Below are 20627 nucleotides of genomic sequence, written 5' to 3' on the forward strand. Positions count from 1 at the left end.
GCATCGGCTCGGCGCACTCTCATGTACGTCTTGGTCTCACCGATAGGTACACCGTGCCCGACGACAGCGCCCGGCAGCTCGAGACCGGGGTGAAGGAGAGAGCCATATGCCGCCGACCACGACCACACAGAGCGACGATCCACCCACCGTCCCCGCCGACAGTGCGAAGCCGGACCCCTGGCTCCCGCGCGTTCTCCGACACGACCTGCCTGCCTCGCTGGTGGTGTTCCTCGTCGCCCTGCCGCTGTCGATCGGCATCGCCATCGCCTCCGGTGCGCCGATCATGGCCGGCCTGATCGCCGCGGTCATCGGCGGTGTCGTCGCGGGCCTACTCGGGGGGGCGCCCCTGCAGGTCAGCGGCCCGGCCGCAGGCCTGACCGTGGTCGTCGCCGAATTGGTCAGCACCTTCGGGTGGAAGGTCACCTGCGCGATCACCGTCGCGGCCGGGGTGCTGCAGATCCTCTTCGGTCTCAGCCGGGTGGCGCGGGCCGCCCTGGCGATCTCCCCGATGGTCGTGCACGCCATGCTGGCGGGAATCGGCATCACCATCGCCTTGCAGCAGGTCCACGTCCTCCTCGGTGGCAGCTCGCAGAGTTCGGCGTTCGAGAATCTCACCGCACTGCCGAGCCAGATCGGTACCGCCCACCTCGACGACGTCCTCGTCGGGGCGATCGTGATCGCAATCCTGTTGTCCTGGAAATACGTACCCGCCACCGTGCGGCGGGTACCCGGACCGCTGGTGGCGGTCGTCGCCGCGACCGCGCTGTCGCTGGTCTTCCCGCTCGACGTCGAACGCATCGCCCTCGACGGGACGCTGTTCGACGCGATCGCCCTTCCCGCCCTGCCCGACGGGCAATGGCTCGGGGTCGCCACCGGAGTGCTCACCGTGGCGTTGATCGCCAGCGTCGAAAGCCTGCTCTCGGCCGTCTCCGTGGACAAGATGCACACCGGCCCGCGTGCGGACCTGAACCGGGAACTGCTCGGTCAGGGCGCCGCGAACATCACCTCCGGTGTCCTCGGCGGCCTGCCGGTCACCGGGGTCATCGTCCGTAGCGCCACCAACGTCAACGCCGGGGCCCGCACCCGGGCATCGGCGACGTTGCACGGGGTCTGGGTGCTGGTGTTCTCTGCACTGCTCGCCGGTCTCGTCCAGCAGATCCCGAAGTCGGTGCTCGCCGGCTTGCTGATCGTGATCGGTATCCAGCTCATCAAGCTTGCGCACCTGCGGATCGCGCACCGGACCGGAGATCTGTGGGTGTACGGCGTCACCGCCGCCGCGGTGGTGTTCCTCAACCTCCTCGAGGGTGTGCTGATCGGGCTGACCCTCGCGATCGCCCTCGTCGTGTGGCGGGTGGTCCGCGCCTCCATCCATGCCGAACCGGTGGGAACACCGCAGTCACGTCAGTGGCGGGTGGTCGTCGAAGGCTCGTGCAGCTTCCTGGCCCTGCCCCGCCTGACCAGCGTGCTTGCCTCGGTGCCCCCGGAAAGTCACGTCACCATCGAAATGACCGTCGATTTCCTCGACCACGCCGCGTACGAGGTGATCGAGGAATGGTCCCGCCAGCACGAGAGCAACGGTGGAACGGTGCTGATCGACGAACGGGGAACCGCGGAAATGGCGGCAGCCGCAGCCGGACCCCCGACGCGCACCACCGACGGCACCGCCCAGCTCAGCCGCCGCGGCGGCTTCGCCCCCTGGCGTGTGTGGCAGAAATACCTGCCCCACCCCGCCCCGGACGGCCAGACGAAGCAACCGAGTCCACGGGCGCTGCGGTCGGTGCTGGCCGGGATCTCCGACTACCACCGCACCCACGCTCCGCACCTGCGCCCACACATGGATGACCTGCACGACGGGCAGAACCCCGACTCCCTGTTCTTGACCTGCTCGGATTCGCGGATCGTCCCGAACATCATCACCAGCAGTGGACCCGGCGACCTGTTCACCGTCCGCAACATCGGCAACCTGGTCCCGTCCGGTGAGCTCGATGACTCCGTCGAGGCGGCGCTGGCCTTCGCGCTCGACGAACTGGGGGTCAGCTCCGTGCTGGTGTGTGGCCACTCCGGATGTGGCGCTATGAAAGCTCTGTTGGCCGACCCGGATCTGCCGCATCCTCAGTCCAGCGGCAGCATCGCGGTGGGGCGGTGGCTCGAGCACGCTCAGCCCAGTAAGAGGGCATACCTGGCCGGGCACCCGGTTGCCCGCGCCGCCGCCGAGTCCGGGTTCGGTGCGGTCGACCAGCTCGCCATGGTCAACGTCGCCCTGCAGCTGCAGACCCTGCAGCGGCACCCGCTGATCGGTGCGGCGATGTCGGAGGGCCGGATCCACATCGCGGGCCTGTTCTTCGACATTCCCACCGCTCGCGTACTGGCGGTCTCGACCAGCACGATCTCCGAACTCGACCCCGACAGCGCCCCGCTGGCGTCGTTGTCGGCCCCGCTGGGATAACCAGGGCCCCACGCCCACCGCCGGATGGGAACCCGGGAGGCCCGCGGCGCGAGCCGCGGGCCTCCCCTCGGTTCCGGGTCAGCGATGACGTTCGGCGGCAACTGCACTCACCGGCAACGGCGTCTACCGCCGCCGTCGCATGCCGCTGCTCAGATGATCTGGATCTGACGGAACCGCACTGCATTTCGCGCGGCTGCTCGGTGCGGTGCGCCGAGCGCTACCGGGCTCGCGGCGCCGAGCGGGGCCGAGCCTTTCAAGAACGGTCGCCGCGATTCGGGTATCACGCTGCCCTGCCGTAGATGAGGCCGCTGACTGCGGCTGACAGCTCATGCGGGTGGCCCTCGTCGATTTCGACGCACACCGGTCCGCCGTGCGGGAGCGCTTGTGCCCGGGCGAGGACGCGGCCCGGGTAGATGCCCAGGCCCGCGAGCAGGCGCAGCCCCTCGGCATCACGGTCCACGACCCGTTCGACCGTGAAATTTCGGCAGGGGACCACCGCGCTGAGGCTGTCCGGCCACGACTCGACATACTCGCCGGTCGCCGGCGGAATCGGGTTGCCGTACGGGTCATGGGTCGGGTTGCCGAGTGCGGCGGTCAGCCGGGACTCGAGCCGCGGGCTGATCGCATGCTCGAGTACATCCGCCTCGGTGCCGATCTCGTCCCAGGACATGCCCAGAGACTCGACGAGAAACGTCTTCGCCAACCGATTTCGGCGAAGGACCTTCACCGCGTGGCGCTGGCCGTGCGCTGTCAGCGTGACCCGATGGGGTCCGGGTCGCCGGATGAGGCCGGCGTCGGCCGACCTCTTGTGCAGATTGGACACGGTCGAGGTCGCCAGATCGAGGCACCGGGCAAGTGCCGACGTCGAGGTCGCTTCGCCCCGCGCGGACAGGCAGAAGAGTGTTCGGAGATAGTCCTCGACCGCCGCCGTGAGTAGGGATCCGCAACACTGCGAGGGTGTGCGCATCACGGAGCTGGGCATGGCCACACCTAAAAGTTAGCTCGCGAACATGTGACAACAAGAGCTCGATCCTCGATACACGGGTGAGGAAGGTGCGCACGCGCACCAGCGGTCGACCGGAGATGCTGCGGGACGATCAGATGAGCGTTTGCCAATACACCCAGAACGCCTCGGCAATCAGTGCCGCGATGATGAGCACCCAGACGGTCAGCACCAGGGTGTGGTGCTGGGCGGCGACCTTCACCCATCGGCGCAGTGGCCGACCGGGGTTACGCGCACCGGCGCCGGTGTGCAGCAGGACGTACCACAGCGACACCACCGTCACCGCCCAGACCAGCATGCAGTACGGGCACAGCGCCCCGATGCGGTAGAGGCTCTGGAAGATCAGCCAATGCACGAACCCCGTCGCGGCCATCAGTCCGGCCGACAGTCCGATCCAATACCACCGGGGGAGTGGGGCGCCGGCGAGCGTGACGACCCCGGTCGTCAGGGCCACGGTGAACCCGATGATCCCCAGTAGGGGATTGGGAAACCCGAACGCCTCGGCTTGCGGGGAGCTCATGATCGAGCCGCAACTGATGACCGGGTTGATGCTGCAGGAGGGCTGATACGTGGGGTCGGTGAGCAGGCTGAACTTCTCGATCGTCAGCACCAGGGATGCGGTCAGCCCCAGCCCGCCCGCCACGGTCAGTACCCAGCCCACCACCCGCGAGCCGGTGAACGCGGCGGCCGGCCGTGTCGGGTCGGCGGATCCGGTCGAGGCCGCGACGGCGGAAGCCGGTGCCCTCATTCGGCCAGGGCGGCGTCGATCCGGGCGGTGAGGTCCTCGTAGCTGGGCATCGGCGGCAGCGCGGTGCCGTTGAGGAATAAGGTCGGGGTGCCCTGCACCCCGAGGTCTATTCCCTCGTTGAAGTCCCTATCGACCCGTTCGGCGAGGGCGGGATTGCCCAGGTCATTGTCGAATCGGCCCATGTCCAGGCCGAGGTCCTGCGCGAAGGACCGGAACAGCGGCTCCTGGGACCGGCCCGATTCTCCCCACTGGGTTTGGGTCTCGTACATGCGCTGGTACATCGCCTCGAACTTCCCTTGCCGGGAAGCGGCTTCGACGACGCGGGCGGCGAGCTTGCTGTTGGTGTGACTGGGAATGGGGAAGTACCGCACCCCGAAGGTGATGCGGTCGGCGTACTCGGCGCGTATCCGTTCCATCGTCGGATACATCGCGAGGCAGGATTCGCATTCGAAGTCGAGGAACTCCACCAGTACGACCTTGCGGTCCGGCGCGGAAGTGAGCAGGTGGGTGTCGTCCCTCAGCACGACGGCGGGATCGACCGTCCGTCCGGCCGTTCCCGAGGCCGCTGTGGACCCGGCTCCGGACCGGTTGACGTACAACAGCGCCCCGATTACCACCGCGAACACCGCCACCAAGGCCGCCGAGAGCTTCAGGTTGGTCGACAGCTTCATATACCCGTCCATTCCAGAGTCGAATTGCGCAGACCACCGGTCGGAACGGCCGCCCTACTACTATGCAGCATAGTAATAGCGCGTATCGTGGCCGCGAAGAAGCCACAGCCCGGCCCTCGGCCAGGGCGACTGAGGAGGTACAGGCCCATGAGGCGCGTCATCACCCTGCTGGCAGTGACCGCCACTGCGCTGCTGGTCGGAATGGGCTCGGCCCAGGCTCACAGCGAGCTGATCAGTTCATCTCCGGCCGCCGATTCGGTTCTCGACTTCGGCCCGCCCGGCGTGGAGTTGGTGTTCAACCAGAACATCCAGAACCAATTCGTGAATGTGTCGGTGACGGCGCCGGACGGGACCCAGGTCGGCCAGGGCGAACCCTCCGTCCAAGGCGCGAAGGTGTTGCTGCCGATCCTGGACGGGGTCGGGTCGGGCCAGTACACCGTCGGATACCGGGTGATCTCCGAGGACGGTCACCCCATCACCGGGACCTACTCGTTCACCCTCGCGCTGCCCGCTCCACCGGTCTCACAGGCCGCCGCCGCCAGCGCCGCACCGGCGCCGGCCGCCGCCGACAGCGAGCAGTCGGGCAGCGGTTCGTCGCTGGTGTTGCCGATCCTCGGCGGCGTCGTCGCCTTGCTGTTCGTCACCGGAATCGTGATCGTGCTGCGCGGTGAGCGCCGCAAGAAGGATTGAGCAACACCCGGGCGCAGCGAGATCGGAGTAGTCGCACGTGATGACGGCGATGGACTGGGTGCATCTGCCCGAGGCACCCCCCTCGCTCGGCGCGATGCTGTCCTGGAACCCGCAACCGCTGCCGCTGCTGCCGGTGCTCGGGATTGCCCTCGCCGCCTGGTACTGCTGGGCGGTACGGCGCGTGCACCGGGCCGGCCGGGTGTGGCCGTGGCCGCGCACGGCCAGCTTCCTCGGCGGCTGCCTGATGTTGATCCTGGTCACCGGCCTCGGCATCGAGGGCTACGGATTCGAGCTGTTCAGCGTGTGGATGTTCCAGCACCTGACCTTGTCGATGGCGGTGCCGCCGCTGCTCGTGCTGGGCTGCCCCGGGACGCTGGTGCTGCGCTCGACCCCACACTCCGGGTGGGGGATTCCGGTTCTGCGCGCCGCGCTCGGCGCCCTGCGCAGCCCCGCCGCCCGCATCCTGCTCCACCCCGGGGTCACCATTCCGCTGTTCCTGTTCAGCTATTACGGCATCTACCTGTCACCGGTGTTCGACACCCTCGCCACCTCGTGGGCCGGTCATACCGGACTCGAACTGTTCTTCCTCGCAACCGGCGTGCTGTTCATCGTCCCCGTGCTCTCCTCGGGTCCGTTGCCTGTTAAACAGAGCAACCTGGGAAAGTGCTTCGACCTGTTCGTCGAGATGCCGCTGCACGTCTTCATCGGGGTGATCTTGATGATGGCCACCTCGCCACTGCTGTCCACGTTCACCACCCCGCCGACCTCCTGGGGCGTCGACGTGATGGACGACCAGCAACTCGCCGGGGCACTGGCCTGGTCCTACGGCGAACCGGTCGCCCTGATCGTGGTGGTGATCTTCGCGATCCGCTGGAACCGCGACGAAGACCGCTCCAACGCCGCCGCCGACGAGCAGAACAGGCGGGGCGGGGACAGTGAACTCGCCGCCTACAACGAGTTCCTCAAGTCCCTGCCTCGCCGGTGAGGCACTCGCGGTCAGGGTGCACCGACATCGGAACCGCCCACGAACCACGCGGACGGCCCCGACCGGCACCCGGGTTAGTTCATCGGCAGCGCCGCGGCGCCTTTCGCGGCGAGTAGTTGCCCGATGGCGGTCGATTCGGCTTGCTGGGTGGCCACCATCTGGCCTGCCAGCGAGGACACCGCCGGCACCGCGGCGCCCTCCGCCGCGTACTGCGCCATCGGGATACCGCCCTGGTGGTGGCGCAGGAGCAGCTGCAGGTAGCGGACATCGAACGCCGGCCCGGTGGTCCTGCGGAGTTCGGCGAGTTCGTCCGTCGTCGCCATCCCCGGCATCCGGGATGAGGACGAATCCGCTGTGTCGGTGCCGCTTTCCATGCCTGGCATCGAATGGTGCGCCGAGTCGGAGGCGCTGTCGGTGGGCATCCACTGCATCGGCTCCCCGGACCCCAACGGGGGGCGGTCCCACAGGCTCAGCCAGCCCTGCATGGTGCCGAGCTGGCTCTGCTGGGTGGTGAGCACGTCATAGGCGAGGGAACGCACGGCCGGATCGGCGGCGTTCGCCAACGCCATCGCGGACATCTCCACCGCCTGACCGTGATGCACTGACATGTCCTGGGCGAAACCGACATCCACCGAGTCGGCAGAAGGCGGCGCCGGCTGGTCGCCGTCGAGCCACCTCTGGGCCCAGGTCCCGAGAAGGACACCCACGAGGACGGCGATGATCGCGCCGAGCGCCACCGCGGACCTCGAGGCGCTGTGGCGGCGCGCAGCGTCATCGGTCATCTCGCCCGGGGTGGATGCGGCGGGCGGGGGAGTGGTGTCAGCCATTGCCGCCTCCGGTGGGTGCGGTCGGCGCCGAGGTGTCCGCCGCGGTGTTCGGCGACTGCTCGTCGGTGGCCGGTACCGCGTCCGGGCCCGGCGGCGAGGGGTCGAACGGCGGTGGGTCGGCCGGGTCGAACCCGCCGGGCACGGTCGAGCAACTCGCACCGGCCTCGGGGTAGGTGTTCGGGTTCTGGCTCAGCGCGGTGACGAACTGGGTGATCCGCGGATCGGAGGCGTCGTCGAGTTTGAGTTGGTGGCCCCAGGATTGGAGGGAGATCGCCGCATCGAGGCTGGGATATGGCGACATCAAGGTGTACGGCTTGCCGTCCACATTCGAGGCGAGGGCAGTGACGTCGTCGGCGCCGAGCAGATCCGGGTTGTAGGCCACCCACACCGCGCCGTGTTCGAGGGAATGCACCGCGTTCTCGGTACGGATGGGTTCGGGATAGACGATGCCGGTACAGGTGGCCCAGTACTGATCGTGCGCACCGCCGAAGGGTGGACTCTGGTCGTACGCAACACGTTGCGGAGCCTGAATGTGATTGCCGGCCGGATATTCGACCTCGGTCACCCCGGCAATGGCCGAGGACGGGTCGGGGTTGTCCGCGCTGGGCGCATACCGCTGGGCTTCGGCCTTCTCGACCGCCCGGGGCACCATGTTGTAGGCGATGATCCCGATCAGCCCGACGATGATCACGACGGCGCCGATCATCAGCCAGGGAGTGCGCCGGGTGCCCGGGATGCCCCCCGGCCTGGCTTTGTTGCGGTTGTCGGTCATCTCACGGACCCGTCCTTCACTCTCGTACCGCCGGGCCCAGTGCCCGGGACGGTCATATCGGCAGCACCACCGAGGTGACGAACTCGTTGCGGAGCCACCCGACGAACAACTCCCAGGCGCCGCTGAGCAACGCAGTCCCCACCACGATCAACATGACGCCGCCGACGATTTGGATGGTCCGGGAATGCCGGCGCAGCCACCCGATGCCGTGCAACGCCTTCGCGGAACCGAAACCCAATGCAATGAACGGCAACCCGAGCCCGAGACAGTAGGCGACGATCAACGCCACCCCGCGGGCGGCGGTGGCGCCCTCGGTGCCCGCGGCCACGGACAGGACCCCGGCCAGGGTGGGGCCCAGGCACGGAGTCCAGCCCAAGCCGAACACCCCGCCGAGCAGCGGTGCCCCGGCGAGGGAAGAGATTCGGCGCGGGGCGAACCGGGTGTCCCTCTGCAGGGCTGGGATGAACCCGAGGAACACCAACCCCATGACGATGGTGATCGCCCCGCCGACCCGCTGGAGCAGCTCCTGGTTGAGCCGCAGGGCACCGATCACACCGAAGACCGAGGCGGTGGCCAGGACGAACACCACCGTGAAGCCGGTGACGAACAACGCCGCCGCGCCCGCCACCCGCCACCGATCCGAGCCGACGGCGCGGTCTCCGCCCGCGGTGACGGCCGGTGTCTCGGCGCCGGAGACCCCGGCGAGGTAGGACAGGTATCCCGGCACCAGCGGCACCACGCACGGGGACGCGAACGACACCAGACCGGCGAGCACGCAGGCCCCGAGAGCGAGCAACAGTGGGCCGGTGGCGGCCGCGGTCTGGAAACTTGCACCGACCTCCTGCGCCAGCACTGTCACCTGCGCCGTCACTGCTGCGCCGCCAGACGTTCGAGGATCGGTTGCAGGTCTTCGGCCAGCAAGGCCCGCAGGAAGACCGCGGCGACGCGGTGCTGGCGGTCGAGCACCAGCGTGGAGGGGATGACGCTGGTGGGGTAGCTGCCGCCGAGGGCGATCAGGGTGCGCATCGGGGGGTCGTAGATCGACGGATACGTCACCTGGTTGTCGATGACGAAGTCCTGCGCCTTGTCGCGCTGCGGATCGCGCACATTGATTCCCAGGAACTGCACACCGAGATCCCGGGTGGCCTCATACGCCTGTTCGAGGTCGTCGGCCTCGGAGCGGCACGGCGCGCACCACTGACCCCAGAGGTTGATCACGACCACCTGCCCGTCGTAGTCCGACAGCGACACGGTCCGGTCCTCGGCCATCAGATCGGGCCCGGAGAGGGGACCGACCTTCCCCCGGCTCTCCGGCGGGTCGTAGAGGATGTCCGTCTGCCCGCCCGGCGCAACGAAGTCGAAGGTGCCGCCCTGGGCGACCGCGTCGGTCCCGGACGCGCACCCGGAGGCCCCGAGAACCGCTGCCATGCCGACAGCGAGGACCGTGAGCACCCGGGCACGCCAACCTGGGCGGGACCACCGCAGCGGTCGCCGACCGATCATCGAGAAGACGCGAGGGGTCATCGGATCAACCCACTGACCGCGGACCGGACCTCGGCCGGGTCGGAGAAGACCGCCGGGGTGACGATCCGATCGACCGAACCATCCCGTTGCACAACGAAACTCAACGGCAGCACCGGCGGCGCCGCCAATGCCTGCAGGGCCGCGTCGGCCCCGCCGAACGAGGGATAGTGGGCGCCGAGTTCGGCCAACAACCTCACAGCGGCTATCGGATCGTCCTGAACGTTGATCCCCACGACGGGGACCGAGTCGGGCTGATTCGCATAGGACTCGAGCACGGGTATTTCCTCACGGCACGGGCCGCACCAGGACGCCCACACATTGATCAACGTCGGTTCACCACTCAGCGCGCCGCCGAGATCGACCGCCTGCGCCGAACCCAGGCACCGCGCCGACACCCCACCCAGCGCCGCGCCGACCGGCGCGAGCGACGGTGGGGTCGGGCACGGCCGCAGGCCAGCCTCGGCCGCCATCCGGGACAACTCGGAAACGTCGACAGGCTCACCGGCGCCGTCCACCGAGACGGCACCCTCACCAGCGGTAGCGCGCGCCTCGGGTGCTTCGGGATCGTCCGAGCGAGGCCAGATCGCCGCGATCAGCGCCACGATCACCGCCAGGAAAAAGACCAGCCATCGTGTCCCAGTTTGCACCGGCGTCCCTTCATGGATGTAGCGATCGGTCGAGAGCCCAGACCCTCAACTACTATTGTGCATAGTAGTTAGCGTGGTTCGTCCGCCGCCCCACCTTCCGCGGGGCGGCGACTGCGCCGCAGGTAGCCCGGCAGCGCGAGACCCGGAGCGGGCGAAAGAAGGAAAAACTCATGACGCCGTCACCCCCGGCCGGACACCGTCCGGCGAACACCCTCGCCACCCCGGCACCCAGTCGCGAATCGGGACCCCGCCCATCGGCCGATACCTCGGTGGTGCGGTTGATCCGCCTGGTGTTGCTCTACACCGCGGCACGTTTGACGGTGATCGCCGCGCTGGTGGCGCTGCTGATCGGAGTCGACCGGGTCTTCGGCCTCGGGTTGCCGCTGATGCTGTCGTCGATGGGCGCGCTGCTGGCCGGTGTCGCCATCTCCGCGGTGGCGTTCCGGTCGTTGCGCCGCCGGATCAATCAGGACGTCATCGCGATCGACGACCGACGGCGCGACGCCCGCGCGCAGCGCTGACCTGTCAGCGGTGACTCAGCAGCACATCATTCCGGCGCACATGTCGCACATGCCTGTGGCCATCATCATCTGACAGTCCCACCAGGCCTGCAGGTTGGTCAGCAGTTCGGTCATGCTTTGCTCCTCTGATCTGGTCGAACGCCTCCGGCGCACAGACTACCTACGTAGTACCTACGTAGATAGTAGATGGTGGGGGGCGAGGGGCACCGCACGCCCTACGACGGGGGCGCGAAGCAACAGGAGGCAGGCGCCCGGGCGTTCGAACGCGTGCTACAGGGCCATCGGACCACACAGCATCACACCGGAGACCGCCAGGAGCGCGGTGACCAGCGGTCCTGCCGTGATCAGAGTGGTCGTCGCGGTGAGCAGCGCCCGCACCCGTGCACGATCGGTGGGCGGCGACGGGGCAGCGAGTCGCTGCGCGCGGTCCAGGACCGCGACGCCGGTGGCGCCCAGGGCGTCGGTCGGCAGCGGTCCACCGGAGAGCGCGAGCAGGCCGGTCAGGACGGTGCGTGACCCATGGGTGCGGGCGGCGGAGTCGTCCGCACACATTTCCAGCAGTCGAGCGACTTCGGTCTCGGCGGTGGTGAACAGGGCCATCCGGGGAAGACTCGCGGCAAGGCCCCGAATCAGGGCGAGCAGTTGCAGGTGCCGGCCGCTCAGGTGCGCCCGCTCATGGGCGAGGACGGCATCGAGTTGACGGCGATCGAGGGCGTCGAGCGCGGCACTGGTCACCACGATTGCGTTCGGGCGGCCCGCCACGCAATAGGCGGCCCGTTGTGGGGCATTGAGGACGATGGCATCGATCCCGGCGATGCGGCGCCCGACGATGCGGGTCATCCGGGCATGACCGTGGGTGTGGCTACGCATGCTCAGCATCCGGCGGCACACCCGCCCGATCACCAGGAAGAGCACCAGGATTGCCGCCGCGGAGAGCATCAACAGCCCGGCCTGCAGGACCACCCCGGCGCGGCCGGTGACGATCTCGCGCAGACTGGCGAAGCAGGAGTCGAGCAACTCCCGGCCCGGCCGGGTACCCATGCGCGCGAGTTCCACGCCGACGAAGACCGCGGCGCCCGCCCAGGACAGGGTCACGCTGGCGAGGGCGGCGATCCATGCGGTCACCCCGAGACGCGGGGCGACGCCACTGTGGGCCAGCCGTACCAGCAGCGGCGGACCGAGGACCGCGACGACGAAGCTGTAGAGCAGCAGGCAGGTGGCGACACTCATCCCGCATCCTCGGCGGTCAGGCGTTGCAGGGCCGCGCGGAGACTGGCCGACTCCTCGTCGCTCATCCGGTCGACGAAGTGGGCCAACACGACGTCGGTGCGTCCGCCGCCGTCGAAGGCGTCGCGCATCAGGTTGGCGCTGTGCTCTTCCCGGGTGAGGGTGGACCAATAGCGAAACGCCTTGCCCGCCTTCTCCCGCTCGAGCCACCCCTTGCGGTGGAGGTTGTCCATCGTCGACATCACCGTGGTGTACGCGATATCGCGGTCCGCGACGAGTTCGTCGAAGATCTCACGGACGGTTGTCACCCCGTCCCGGTCCCAGACCCGCTCCATCACGACCGCTTCGAGTTCCCCGAATCCACGCACACGCACTGCAAACCTCCCACTGTCGGCGTCTCAAGAGTACGTCGGAGGCGTGCGCCGCGAACACGCACACTAAGGGCTCCGCGTCTCGTGTACACACCCTTCGGGTGTCGAGCGAGGAGGAACCGCCCCGGTAGATACCATCTACGTACGGAGAACGTAGATGGGTGCCGGAGGGTCCTCCGGGCCACGAGATCAAGGAGTTCACGATGGATATGCTGGCGAACCTTCAGGCCTGGTGGAACTGTCAGATGATGATGCTGGGCGGCCAGATGTGTGACATGTGCGCGAACATGAACATGTGACCGCGAGCTGAGATCTGAGCGCGGCACGAGGGCGATGGCCGTTGCCGACTCCCGTGCACGCTGCTCGCTCGGACCGGCTCCGCCGGGCTCACCGCGAGTTCGGCGGAACCGTCCCGGTGAGTGTTCTGATTGCGCCTCGCGCCTTGCGCCTCGCGGCGAGGCGTGGCCCCGGTCGGAGGCTGCCGGCCTAGCCCCGTCCGAGACCCCACCAGTCGCCGAGGAGTGCGGCGCCCGCGCCGGCGACCGGTCACCGGCAGTGCCAGGGTCTGTGCACGGACGCGGGTGGTGCGATGCGCCCGCGGGGGAGAAAGGGCTCGTTGTCAGTCAGCCGCAGCCCATACCCGGCATCATCGCCGCCATCGCCGCTGCGGGCGGGGATCCGGCGAAGGCGATCAACAGCCCGGCCACCGGCGCCAGGGCGGTAAGGTTGCGCCCGTTGCGGTTCCGGGCCGCGACCGGCCGCGGATTCAGTGTCGGAAGGTCACGGGTCAGAACCGTGAGTTCGCCGAGGGTGCGCGCGCCGTATGCCGCCGCCACCCGATCCGAGTACTCGTCGAGGGTCAACCGTCCGGTCCCGACCTCGTGTTCGAGAGTGTGGACGACACGGGCGCGGTCGGCGTCGGACGCCCGCATCCACCGCTCGGTCGCGACCGGCACCTTCCAGGCGGACCGATGCGCCGCCGGCATCACGGCTCTCGCGGGGCGCTCGGCTCGTTGCGCTCGGCCCGGAGCGCATCGAGTTCTTCCCGCATCTGCCGAAGCTGCTGTGCGGTCTCGTCCGCCCCGCCGGTGCCGACCTCGGGGCTGCCCTTGCCGTGCCGCATCATCATCCACATCATCAGGCCCATGCCGATCGGGCAGGCCAAGATCGCAAAACCCCAAAGCAACTGCTGCATGACTCCTCCGACCGGTGGGACGGACAATCCTTCATCTACTATCTCCGTACATAGATAGTAGATTAAGGTTCTGGGCGGTGGGACTCCGCGAGCGATTGTCGCGCTCGTCCGGGCATGCTCGGCCGCGGGGTTCAAGACAACGCGCCACCTGCTTTGCCACTGATCCCACCGGATGGACCAGTCCCCGTTCTGCCACCGCTTGAGCGGGGCGCCGCGGGTCCTCGGACCATCGGTGCGTGAATGGTGTGAAGCAGGTGCGAAAACGTGCATGCCTGCACGGTGACCCACTCGGTAGGTCACCTGTCACAGTCGCAACAACGACAGTTGCGCGAGGGTCGGAGTGGTCTACGGTGGCGCCCGGGGTTGGGGTCACCGCGGCAGTGGTGTTCGTGCACTAGCTGATCGTCCAGAACCTCTACGAGATCGGGGCTCTGTGCCCGTACTGCATGGTGGTGTGGGCGGTGACGACGCGATCTTCTGGTACGTCACCCTGCGCAACCTGCACCCACGGCGGCTTCCGCCCGGGGTCTGCGGCGGTGCTGACCGCGACAGGCAACCATCTGCTGCCGATCACGGCGTGGATCCTGGGTGTGGCCGGGCTGATCGCACACCGTTCTCGTCGTACTGGTCCACCCTGTTTTGATCCTCGATTCAGCGACTTTTCAACGCGGACTGCGTCGTGACGAAGTACCCCTGATGCGGTACGAGGTACGCGTCAACCGGGCAGGCGGGATTCGAGCAGCAATCCCGCCACTCCTAATGCCGCACAGATCGTCGTCACCACCATCAGCGCCGGATTGGTCTCACCGGTCAACGCGTCGCCGAGCAGCACCACCCCGACCGTGCCGGGCAGAATTCCCACCACAGTCGCCGATGCGTAAGGCACCAGATGCACCGACGAGAGCGCGCAGCAGTAATTCACCAACGCGAATGGTGCCGGCGCGATGAGCCGCAGGGAGCCGACCGCCAGCCACCCGCGCCGGGCCAGGCGGGCATCGATCGCCCTGACCGCGGGGTGCGACAGGCGCGCCTCGACCGCCCTGCGCCCGAGCGCGCGCACCAGCAGCAGCGCCACCACGGCGCTCACCGTCGTTGCGGCGATCGTCACGGCGATCCCGGAAACGGGCCCGAATAGCAGTCCGGCGCTGAGGGTGAACACCGTTCGGGGCACCGGCATGATCGTCACCAACGCTTGGGTCAGAAAGAACACCAGCACGAACCCCGGCCCCACCGACTCCGCCCAGTCACGCATCTGGGAGATCGACGGGCGGGGAAGCAGGACCGCTGCCACTGCCAGCGCCGCCAATACGGTCACGGCGACAAGGACTCTCCGGTCGAACAGCATCCTCGTCACCTGCCAGGACGAGAGGGGCCCCGACAACCGGGATTTCTCGCGGGTGCGTGCGGTCGGAGCGACAGGTCGACCGATCATCCTCGCGTAGCCGAGCCGTCAGCTGCCGCGGCGTCTTCGTCGCGGGTTACCGGCCCCCATGATCGTGCCTTCATGCCAGGGCGCTTCCGGCCTGCCATTGCTCCCAGGGCACGCTCCAGTCGCCGTTCTGCCACTGCTCGAGGGGGGCGCCGCCGGTGTTGCGGACCTCGACGATGTCGCCGGGGACGGAGAAGTCGTAGAACCAGCGGGCGTTGTCGGGGCTGAGGTTCAGGCACCCGTGGGAGACGTTGGTGTTGCCCTGCGCCCAGATGGTGTCGGCGAGTTCGTGGAGGTAGATGCCGTCGTTACTGATGCGGGTGGCGTAGTTGATCGATTCCTTGTAGCCGAGGCGGGAATTGACCGGCAGCCCGTAGGTCGAGGAATCCATGATCACGGGGTTGGCCTTGTCCAGCACGGTGTAGATGCCGCGCTGGGTCCAGAACGTGAGGGTTTGCCCGTTGATGGTTTCGCTGCCGCCCATGCCCATCGAGGTGGGCATGGTCCGCACGACTTCGCCGTTGTTGGTGACGGTGATCTGTTTGGTGGTGTCGTCGGCGATGGAGATGTGCGCGTCTCCGATGGTGAACGACGTGACAGCGTCCTCCTGACCGAATAGTCCGCCACCGAGGTCGACGCCGTAGACGTTCGCCCGGGCGGTCACTTTCGTGCCGGGCGTGTAGTAGTTCTGGGGACGCCAGTGCACGTTCTGATCGTCGGCCCAGTACCAGGATCCCTGCACCGGGGGCGTGGTTTCGACGGTCAGGGTTTTCTCGGCGGCCGGGCGGTCGGTGATCGGCTCGTCGAAGTGGGTGACGACGACGATGCCGACGCCGAAGGTGCCGCCGTCGGCGAGGAGATTGCCGCCGGAGGTGACGAACGTCGGTTTGGTGAGGTTGCCCGGTTTGACGGTGGAGAAGGTGCTGGTCCGCTCCGTGCGGGCGCCGCCGTCGTGAATTGCGGTGGCCGCGATGGTGTACGTCTTGCCGTATCCCAGCGCGGCACCGGGTTTCCAGGCGATACGGTCGGGGGTGAAGATGCCCTCGATGGCCTTGCCCTCGTTGTTGGTCATCGTGACCGATTCGATTGTGCCACCGGCGGTTTCCACCGACACTGGATCCGCGGGGTTGACGGTGTCGGTTCCATCGGCAGGGACGACGGTGATCGTGGGGGCTGCCGGGGTGGCCGGATCAGTGCCGCCGCTCGACAAGGACCCGGTACCGGACGGGGCGCACGCGGCCAGCACCGCGATCAGGATCGCCAGGGCGAGCAAGATCGGGGTCCGCCGGGGTGGGCGAGTGTTCATGGGATTCCTCCATACCGACGAGGCGGCAGCGAAGCGGGGTCGAGAAGAAGTGGGGATGCACGCCGCGTGTGTGGCGGCGGAAGGAGGGTGGGACCGCGAGGGGGCGCGGTCCCACCCTCGTGGTGTCAGCCCTGTTGCAGCTGCCCCTGCATGGTGGTGATTTCCGCCTGCTGGGCACTGACGATGTCGGTGGCCAGTTGCTTGGCGCCGGCGTTTTCTCCGTCCGCCAGCTCGGTCTGAGCCATCTCGATGGCACCGGTGTGGTGTTCGATCATCATGTTCAGCCAGGCGGTGTCGAAGTCGGCGCCGCTCTTGCCGGCCAGATCGGTCATCTGCTCCGGCGTCATCATCCCGCTCATGCCACCACCGTCGGCCGTGGCGTTCGTGCCGCCGTGATTCATCCCGCTCATGCCGCCGCCGGCGTCCGTCGAGGGGACAGCCATGCCCCGCCGTGCGAGCAGCGCGCTCATCTGTTCCATTTCCGGACCCTGGGCTGCGGCAATATTTTTGGCCAGGTCGAGAACCTGCGGGTTGGTGCTGCGGCCCTCGACCATGTTCGCCATCTCGACGGCCTGCGCGTGGTGGGGGTACATCATCTGCAGGAACATCACGTCGGCGTTGTTGAAGGCGCTCGTCTCCACCGCGGCGGTGGTGGAGCTGCTCGACGTGGTGCCCGAGGTGTTGTTCGACATCTGGGACATGTCATGTCCGCCGCCGCTGTTGTCGCTACAGCCGGCGAGAACCAGGACTCCGGACACGGCTGCGGCCGACAGGACGACGCGGACACGAGTGGGACGCAAAGACCACATGGATAGGGCTCCTCGAAAGATCGGTGTGTGAAAGGTGAAGCAGGCGTGCACGACACACGCCTACGCAGGCGACCCACCTGAAGTGGGTCACCTGTCACACCCGCAACACCGACAGTTGCGCGAGGGTCGGAGTGGTCCACGGCGGCGCCCGGCCGGCGCGGTGGCGCAGCAGGGCCCGCAGGCTGTGTACCGCGGCCTCGCCGGTGGTGGCGGTGGCGTACCACCGGGCCAGGACCAGCGCCGCGGCGATCGTCATCACGGCCATGCATAGATGCAGGCCCGTGTGGTCGCTGCAGTCCTTGCCCTCACAGCCCGTCTCGGCCAGTACGACGGGGAGATCACCGAGGGTCATCAGCGCCGTGGCCGCGTCGTGGGAGTGCGCGTGCGCACCGGAATCATGCCCCGATGAGGTGGGGTGTGCGGCCGAGTGGTCGAGGAGGGGGGAGGAATGCATGAGGAGGACACCGAACAGCACCGCCACGACAGCGGCCACCCGCAGCAGTTGCTGCATCGTCGGTGTACCCAGCGCTTTCACAGTCATGATGGTACTGACCGGGGTCGGGGTCGACGCGGTGAAGGGCGCGACCGGGTGACGGTGTCGCTGGGGTGCGGCGCCACCGGTCGGTTGTCCGCCCCGGGTAACCCGGAGACGCTGCGATCGCCCGCTGGCCCGTCGCCCGGTCATCGTCTGCCGGGCTCTGGGTAGAGGAATCTGCGGGTGACGAGATGTTTGGTGTCGGTGAGGGTTTCCTCGCTGATCCGTCCGGCGTCGTCGAGGGTGAGCAGCACGTTCATTCCGGCGGCCGGGTAGCCGAGCGCCAGTCGCATGGTCCCGCCCTGGTGCGGCAGCCGGACGGCCAGCGGGGCGGTGCCGTCGGCGTACGGTTCCTGCGCCAGGAAGAAGTCGGCGGGCAGGGCGAGTCGCTGCGGCTCGGGCGCCGCGCCGGTGGTGTCGCTGGTCACCGTCTCGTAGACCGTCAGATCGCCCTCGGCGCGGGTGGCGGCGACGGCGCGGGCGAGGTCGTCGCCGCCGGGGGAGGTGGGCCAGGGCACGAGCAGGCTGACCGTGCCGCCCTGCCAGCCCTGTGCTGCCGCACCGAGGGTGAGCACGTTGTCCCCGCTCTGCCAGGTGGCCGGGGCGACGAAGCAGCCCGGTCCGCATCCGCGCAGGGCCAGTGCGCTGTCGTCGCCTGCCGCCGAGTCGATCCGCCCCGCCAAGGTGAAGTCCTGGCCCGGTTCGGGGGCGTAGTAGTCGCCGCGCCGTGGGGTGGACAGCCGCACCACCAGTTGCCCGTCGCTGGCGGCGACCGATACCCCGACCTGCCCGGCGAGGGTTCCCAGGGGCAGGACCGGACCGACCGGCGGCGGGGGACCGGGTTGCTGCGAGCTGTCGGCGGGTGGGGTGGAGACCAGGGCGGCGCTGGCCGCCAAGACGGCGATCAGCAGCACGCTTTCGGCCCGGATCCGATTCCGCACCGTGGGGAGTCGCTCCGGGGCGCGCAACGACAACCGTGCCGCGAGCGCCACCGCGGCGGCGGCGGTGACCAGCACCAGTTTGACCACCAGCACCTGACCGTAGGTGGTGGTCAGCAGGGCGGAGACCGGGATCAGCAGCAGGGCGGTGGCGGTGCCGGTGGCGACGACGACCAGGAAGGTCCACACCGCGAGCCGGGTGTATCCCGACACCACCCACCGCACGGCGGGCTTCTCGCTCCACCAGGCGAGCACGGCGCGGACCGTGTGCGCCAGGGCGCCGACCCAGATCGCGGCGGCCGCCAGGTGGGTCGCGGTCAGCGCACCGCCCCACCCGGGTGCGGCGACGTTGGCGTGCGAGCGCACCCCCTCCGCGGCGACCACCAGCACCATCGGTATCGCCGCCCACACCCGGCGGCCGGCCGATGCCACCGCGGCGGCCAACGCCAATCCGGCGGCCTCGGTGAGTAATACGAGGCCTGGTTCTTCCTGCCACAGCACGCTCACGGTGCCGGCGGATGCGGCCAGGGCGGCGCCGAGTCCGAGGACTCCGGCCAACCCGATGAGGGCACCGGCCACCACCGGAGACCGCAGCACCGGGAGCGCCGGATTCTCGGTGCGGGCGGTGGCGGTGACGCGTTCGGCGACCAGGCCGCCGAGCGCGAGGGCGAGCCCGAGGAACAGCAGCCACCGCAGCCCGGCATCGATCCAGGACGTCGACTGACCGGCGGCCGCACTGCCGTCGCCGGTCAGGGCGAGTCCGACGGCGAACCGGAAGTCCTGCTCGACCAGGTCCCCGTCGGCGCCGGTCACCTGCCAGCGCACGGTGTAGGTGCCCGGCGCCAAGGTGTCGGCCGGGCGGGCGGTGAGAACACGTCCGTCCCGGGCGGTTTCGGCGCCGCCCATCGGCACTGCGCGGCCGGCGTTGTCGTGCACGAGGATCGCGGGCGCCGCGGGGGTGACCGGCTCGTTGAACATCAACGTGATCGACTGCGGGGGAGCGGAGACCGCGGTGTCGGCTCCGGGGTCGGTGAACAGCAGGGTGGGATGGGCTCCGGCCACCCCCGCTCCGGCGCCCGCGATCGCTATCGAGGCCCACACGAGGACGAGTCCTCGGAACAGGGGGCGGGCGAGGGTGGGCATGGCGGTCAGTTCAGGGTGTAGAGCGACCGGGAGGTGGCGGCGTAGGCGGTGTCGTAGTTGGCTGCGGTCAGCGCTTCGACGGTGCCGACCTGGGAACGCTTCTGCCAGTCCTGCCCTTCTCTGCTTCGCCAGGCGTACCCGTCCTCGTCGATTCCCCACAGGGCATCGCCGGCGCCGGCGATCATCACCAGGCGCGGGGCGCCCGGCACGGGCGAGAACGCGCGGGCGCCGGTGTTGCTGTGTTCCAGACCCGCCGGTGTCACCGCCCACACCCCGGAGTTGGTGATCGCCAGCGCGGCGGCGACCAGCCTCGCGCCCGGTGCCCAGGTGGTGCCGCCGTCGGTCGAGACGAGCAGCCCGTCGGTGCCGTCGAACCCGACGAGGACGCGTCCGTCCGTGGTCAGGGTATGAAAATCGACTTCTCCCGCCAGGGAGCGGTCCACCCAGCTGGTGCCGCCGTCGGTGCTGCTGCGCAGCCCCAGCGGGTTCGCGGCGGAACTGGACGCGCTGGGGTGTCCGGAGGCGAAGACGGTGTCGGTGTTCGGGACGCCGGTCAGGCCCATGAAGTCGTCGTCGGAGGCGCCGACGCGGGACGTGGAGCCGGAGGCGTCGATGGTGAAGATGCCGGTGTGGGTGCCGGCCAGCACGGTGCCGTCGGCATCGACGTGCAGTCCGTGCAGATGGGTCAGTTCGGAACGCAAATCCACCGTCGGCACGGAGGCGTCCGGTGTGGTGGTCTCGTCGGCTTCCGAGGAGCAGCCGGCGAGGACGAGCAGGGCGGCGATGCCGGTGGGCAGCAGGGTGCGGGTGAACCGGTGGGCAGGCATCTTCAAATCTCAT

23 protein-coding genes are annotated in these 20627 nt (G+C 68.7%); 4 read left to right on the forward strand and 19 right to left on the reverse strand.

All coding sequences use genetic code 11. The features are described 5' to 3' along the window. Window positions 1-106: 106 nt before the first annotated feature. Window positions 107-2446, forward strand: coding sequence for a SulP family inorganic anion transporter (locus tag QM806_RS26230; RefSeq protein WP_283293305.1), 2340 nt, complete (start codon window positions 107-109; stop codon window positions 2444-2446). A gap of 280 nt (window positions 2447-2726) precedes the next feature. Here QM806_RS26230 and QM806_RS26235 read toward each other — a convergent pair whose 3' ends face one another. The 3 genes from QM806_RS26235 to QM806_RS26245 form a co-directional block, all read right to left on the reverse strand. Further along, a complete protein-coding gene (locus tag QM806_RS26235) occupies window positions 2727-3428 on the reverse strand; it encodes a metal-dependent transcriptional regulator (protein ID WP_283293306.1) in 702 nt (233 codons plus the stop codon). Between the two features lie 115 nt (window positions 3429-3543). Continuing rightward, on the reverse strand, window positions 3544-4197 hold the full coding sequence (locus tag QM806_RS26240) for a vitamin K epoxide reductase family protein (protein ID WP_283293307.1): 654 nt from the start codon (window positions 4195-4197) through the stop codon (window positions 3544-3546). Next, the gene (locus QM806_RS26245) at window positions 4194-4868 is read right to left on the reverse strand and encodes a DsbA family protein (RefSeq protein ID WP_283293308.1); all 675 of its coding nucleotides are present in this window, start codon (window positions 4866-4868) and stop codon (window positions 4194-4196) included. The genes QM806_RS26240 and QM806_RS26245 overlap by 4 nt, the downstream gene beginning before the upstream one ends. Before the next feature lie 147 nt (window positions 4869-5015). Here QM806_RS26245 and QM806_RS26250 point away from each other — a divergent pair, with 147 nt between their 5' ends. Together QM806_RS26250 and QM806_RS26255 are read left to right on the forward strand one after the other, a co-directional pair. Further along, window positions 5016-5558 carry a copper resistance CopC family protein gene (locus QM806_RS26250; protein WP_283293309.1) on the forward strand — a complete coding sequence of 181 codons (543 nt, stop codon included), beginning with the start codon at window positions 5016-5018 and terminating at the stop codon, window positions 5556-5558. A gap of 40 nt (window positions 5559-5598) precedes the next feature. Beyond that, the gene (locus tag QM806_RS26255; protein WP_283293310.1) at window positions 5599-6543 is read left to right on the forward strand and encodes a cytochrome c oxidase assembly protein; all 945 of its coding nucleotides are present in this window, start codon (window positions 5599-5601) and stop codon (window positions 6541-6543) included. Window positions 6544-6617: 74 nt separating this feature from the next. Here the strand turns inward: QM806_RS26255 and QM806_RS26260 are convergent, their stop codons facing one another. The 5 genes from QM806_RS26260 to QM806_RS26280 form a co-directional block, all read right to left on the reverse strand. Then, entirely contained in the window at window positions 6618-7370 is a 753-nt protein-coding gene (locus QM806_RS26260; RefSeq protein WP_502943890.1) for a DUF305 domain-containing protein, read from the reverse strand. Beyond that, window positions 7363-8142, reverse strand: coding sequence for a thioredoxin-like domain-containing protein (locus tag QM806_RS26265; RefSeq protein ID WP_283293311.1), 780 nt, complete (start codon window positions 8140-8142; stop codon window positions 7363-7365). Before QM806_RS26265 ends, QM806_RS26260 begins: the two co-directional genes overlap by 8 nt. A gap of 52 nt (window positions 8143-8194) precedes the next feature. Next, the gene (locus QM806_RS26270) at window positions 8195-9001 is read right to left on the reverse strand and encodes a cytochrome c biogenesis CcdA family protein (RefSeq protein WP_283293352.1); all 807 of its coding nucleotides are present in this window, start codon (window positions 8999-9001) and stop codon (window positions 8195-8197) included. 8 nt (window positions 9002-9009) lie between these two features. Further along, window positions 9010-9570 carry a TlpA disulfide reductase family protein gene (locus tag QM806_RS26275; protein ID WP_283293353.1) on the reverse strand — a complete coding sequence of 187 codons (561 nt, stop codon included), beginning with the start codon at window positions 9568-9570 and terminating at the stop codon, window positions 9010-9012. A 92-nt stretch (window positions 9571-9662) separates the two neighbouring features. Then, a complete protein-coding gene (locus QM806_RS26280; RefSeq protein ID WP_283293312.1) occupies window positions 9663-10313 on the reverse strand; it encodes a TlpA family protein disulfide reductase in 651 nt (216 codons plus the stop codon). Between the two features lie 170 nt (window positions 10314-10483). Here QM806_RS26280 and QM806_RS26285 point away from each other — a divergent pair, with 170 nt between their 5' ends. After that, a complete protein-coding gene (locus QM806_RS26285; protein ID WP_283293313.1) occupies window positions 10484-10834 on the forward strand; it encodes a DUF4229 domain-containing protein in 351 nt (116 codons plus the stop codon). Window positions 10835-11104: 270 nt separating this feature from the next. Here the strand turns inward: QM806_RS26285 and QM806_RS26290 are convergent, their stop codons facing one another. From QM806_RS26290 to QM806_RS26340, 11 genes are all read right to left on the reverse strand, one after another. Next, window positions 11105-12064, reverse strand: coding sequence for a M56 family metallopeptidase (locus QM806_RS26290; protein ID WP_283293314.1), 960 nt, complete (start codon window positions 12062-12064; stop codon window positions 11105-11107). Then, window positions 12061-12435, reverse strand: coding sequence for a BlaI/MecI/CopY family transcriptional regulator (locus QM806_RS26295; RefSeq protein ID WP_283293315.1), 375 nt, complete (start codon window positions 12433-12435; stop codon window positions 12061-12063). The genes QM806_RS26290 and QM806_RS26295 overlap by 4 nt, the downstream gene beginning before the upstream one ends. A gap of 620 nt (window positions 12436-13055) precedes the next feature. Then, the gene (locus QM806_RS26300) at window positions 13056-13418 is read right to left on the reverse strand and encodes a DUF1707 SHOCT-like domain-containing protein (RefSeq protein ID WP_283293316.1); all 363 of its coding nucleotides are present in this window, start codon (window positions 13416-13418) and stop codon (window positions 13056-13058) included. Next, complete coding sequence (locus QM806_RS26305; RefSeq protein ID WP_283293317.1) at window positions 13418-13627, reverse strand: hypothetical protein; 210 nt, start codon at window positions 13625-13627, stop codon at window positions 13418-13420. The genes QM806_RS26300 and QM806_RS26305 overlap by 1 nt, the downstream gene beginning before the upstream one ends. 415 nt (window positions 13628-14042) lie before the next feature. Beyond that, window positions 14043-14201 carry a hypothetical protein gene (locus QM806_RS26310; protein ID WP_283293318.1) on the reverse strand — a complete coding sequence of 53 codons (159 nt, stop codon included), beginning with the start codon at window positions 14199-14201 and terminating at the stop codon, window positions 14043-14045. A gap of 141 nt (window positions 14202-14342) precedes the next feature. Continuing rightward, window positions 14343-14972: a TVP38/TMEM64 family protein gene (locus QM806_RS26315; protein WP_283293319.1), complete on the reverse strand. Its 630-nt coding sequence runs from the start codon at window positions 14970-14972 to the stop codon at window positions 14343-14345. A gap of 157 nt (window positions 14973-15129) precedes the next feature. Further along, on the reverse strand, window positions 15130-16362 hold the full coding sequence (locus QM806_RS26320; protein WP_283293320.1) for a L,D-transpeptidase: 1233 nt from the start codon (window positions 16360-16362) through the stop codon (window positions 15130-15132). Window positions 16363-16487: 125 nt separating this feature from the next. After that, window positions 16488-17171: a DUF305 domain-containing protein gene (locus QM806_RS26325; protein ID WP_283293321.1), complete on the reverse strand. Its 684-nt coding sequence runs from the start codon at window positions 17169-17171 to the stop codon at window positions 16488-16490. A gap of 94 nt (window positions 17172-17265) precedes the next feature. Then, entirely contained in the window at window positions 17266-17712 is a 447-nt protein-coding gene (locus QM806_RS26330) for a DUF6153 family protein (RefSeq protein ID WP_283293322.1), read from the reverse strand. A 140-nt stretch (window positions 17713-17852) separates the two neighbouring features. Continuing rightward, window positions 17853-19787 (reverse strand): copper resistance CopC/CopD family protein, encoded by a 1935-nt coding sequence (locus QM806_RS26335; protein ID WP_283293323.1) that lies wholly within the window; start codon window positions 19785-19787, stop codon window positions 17853-17855. A gap of 5 nt (window positions 19788-19792) precedes the next feature. Continuing rightward, window positions 19793-20614, reverse strand: a complete 822-nt coding sequence (locus QM806_RS26340) for a F510_1955 family glycosylhydrolase (protein ID WP_283293324.1) — start codon at window positions 20612-20614, stop codon at window positions 19793-19795. Window positions 20615-20627 lie beyond the last annotated feature (13 nt).

This window comes from Rhodococcus sp. IEGM 1351, assembly GCF_030056875.1.
Classification (GTDB): Bacteria; Actinomycetota; Actinomycetes; order Mycobacteriales; family Mycobacteriaceae; genus Rhodococcus_F; species Rhodococcus_F opacus.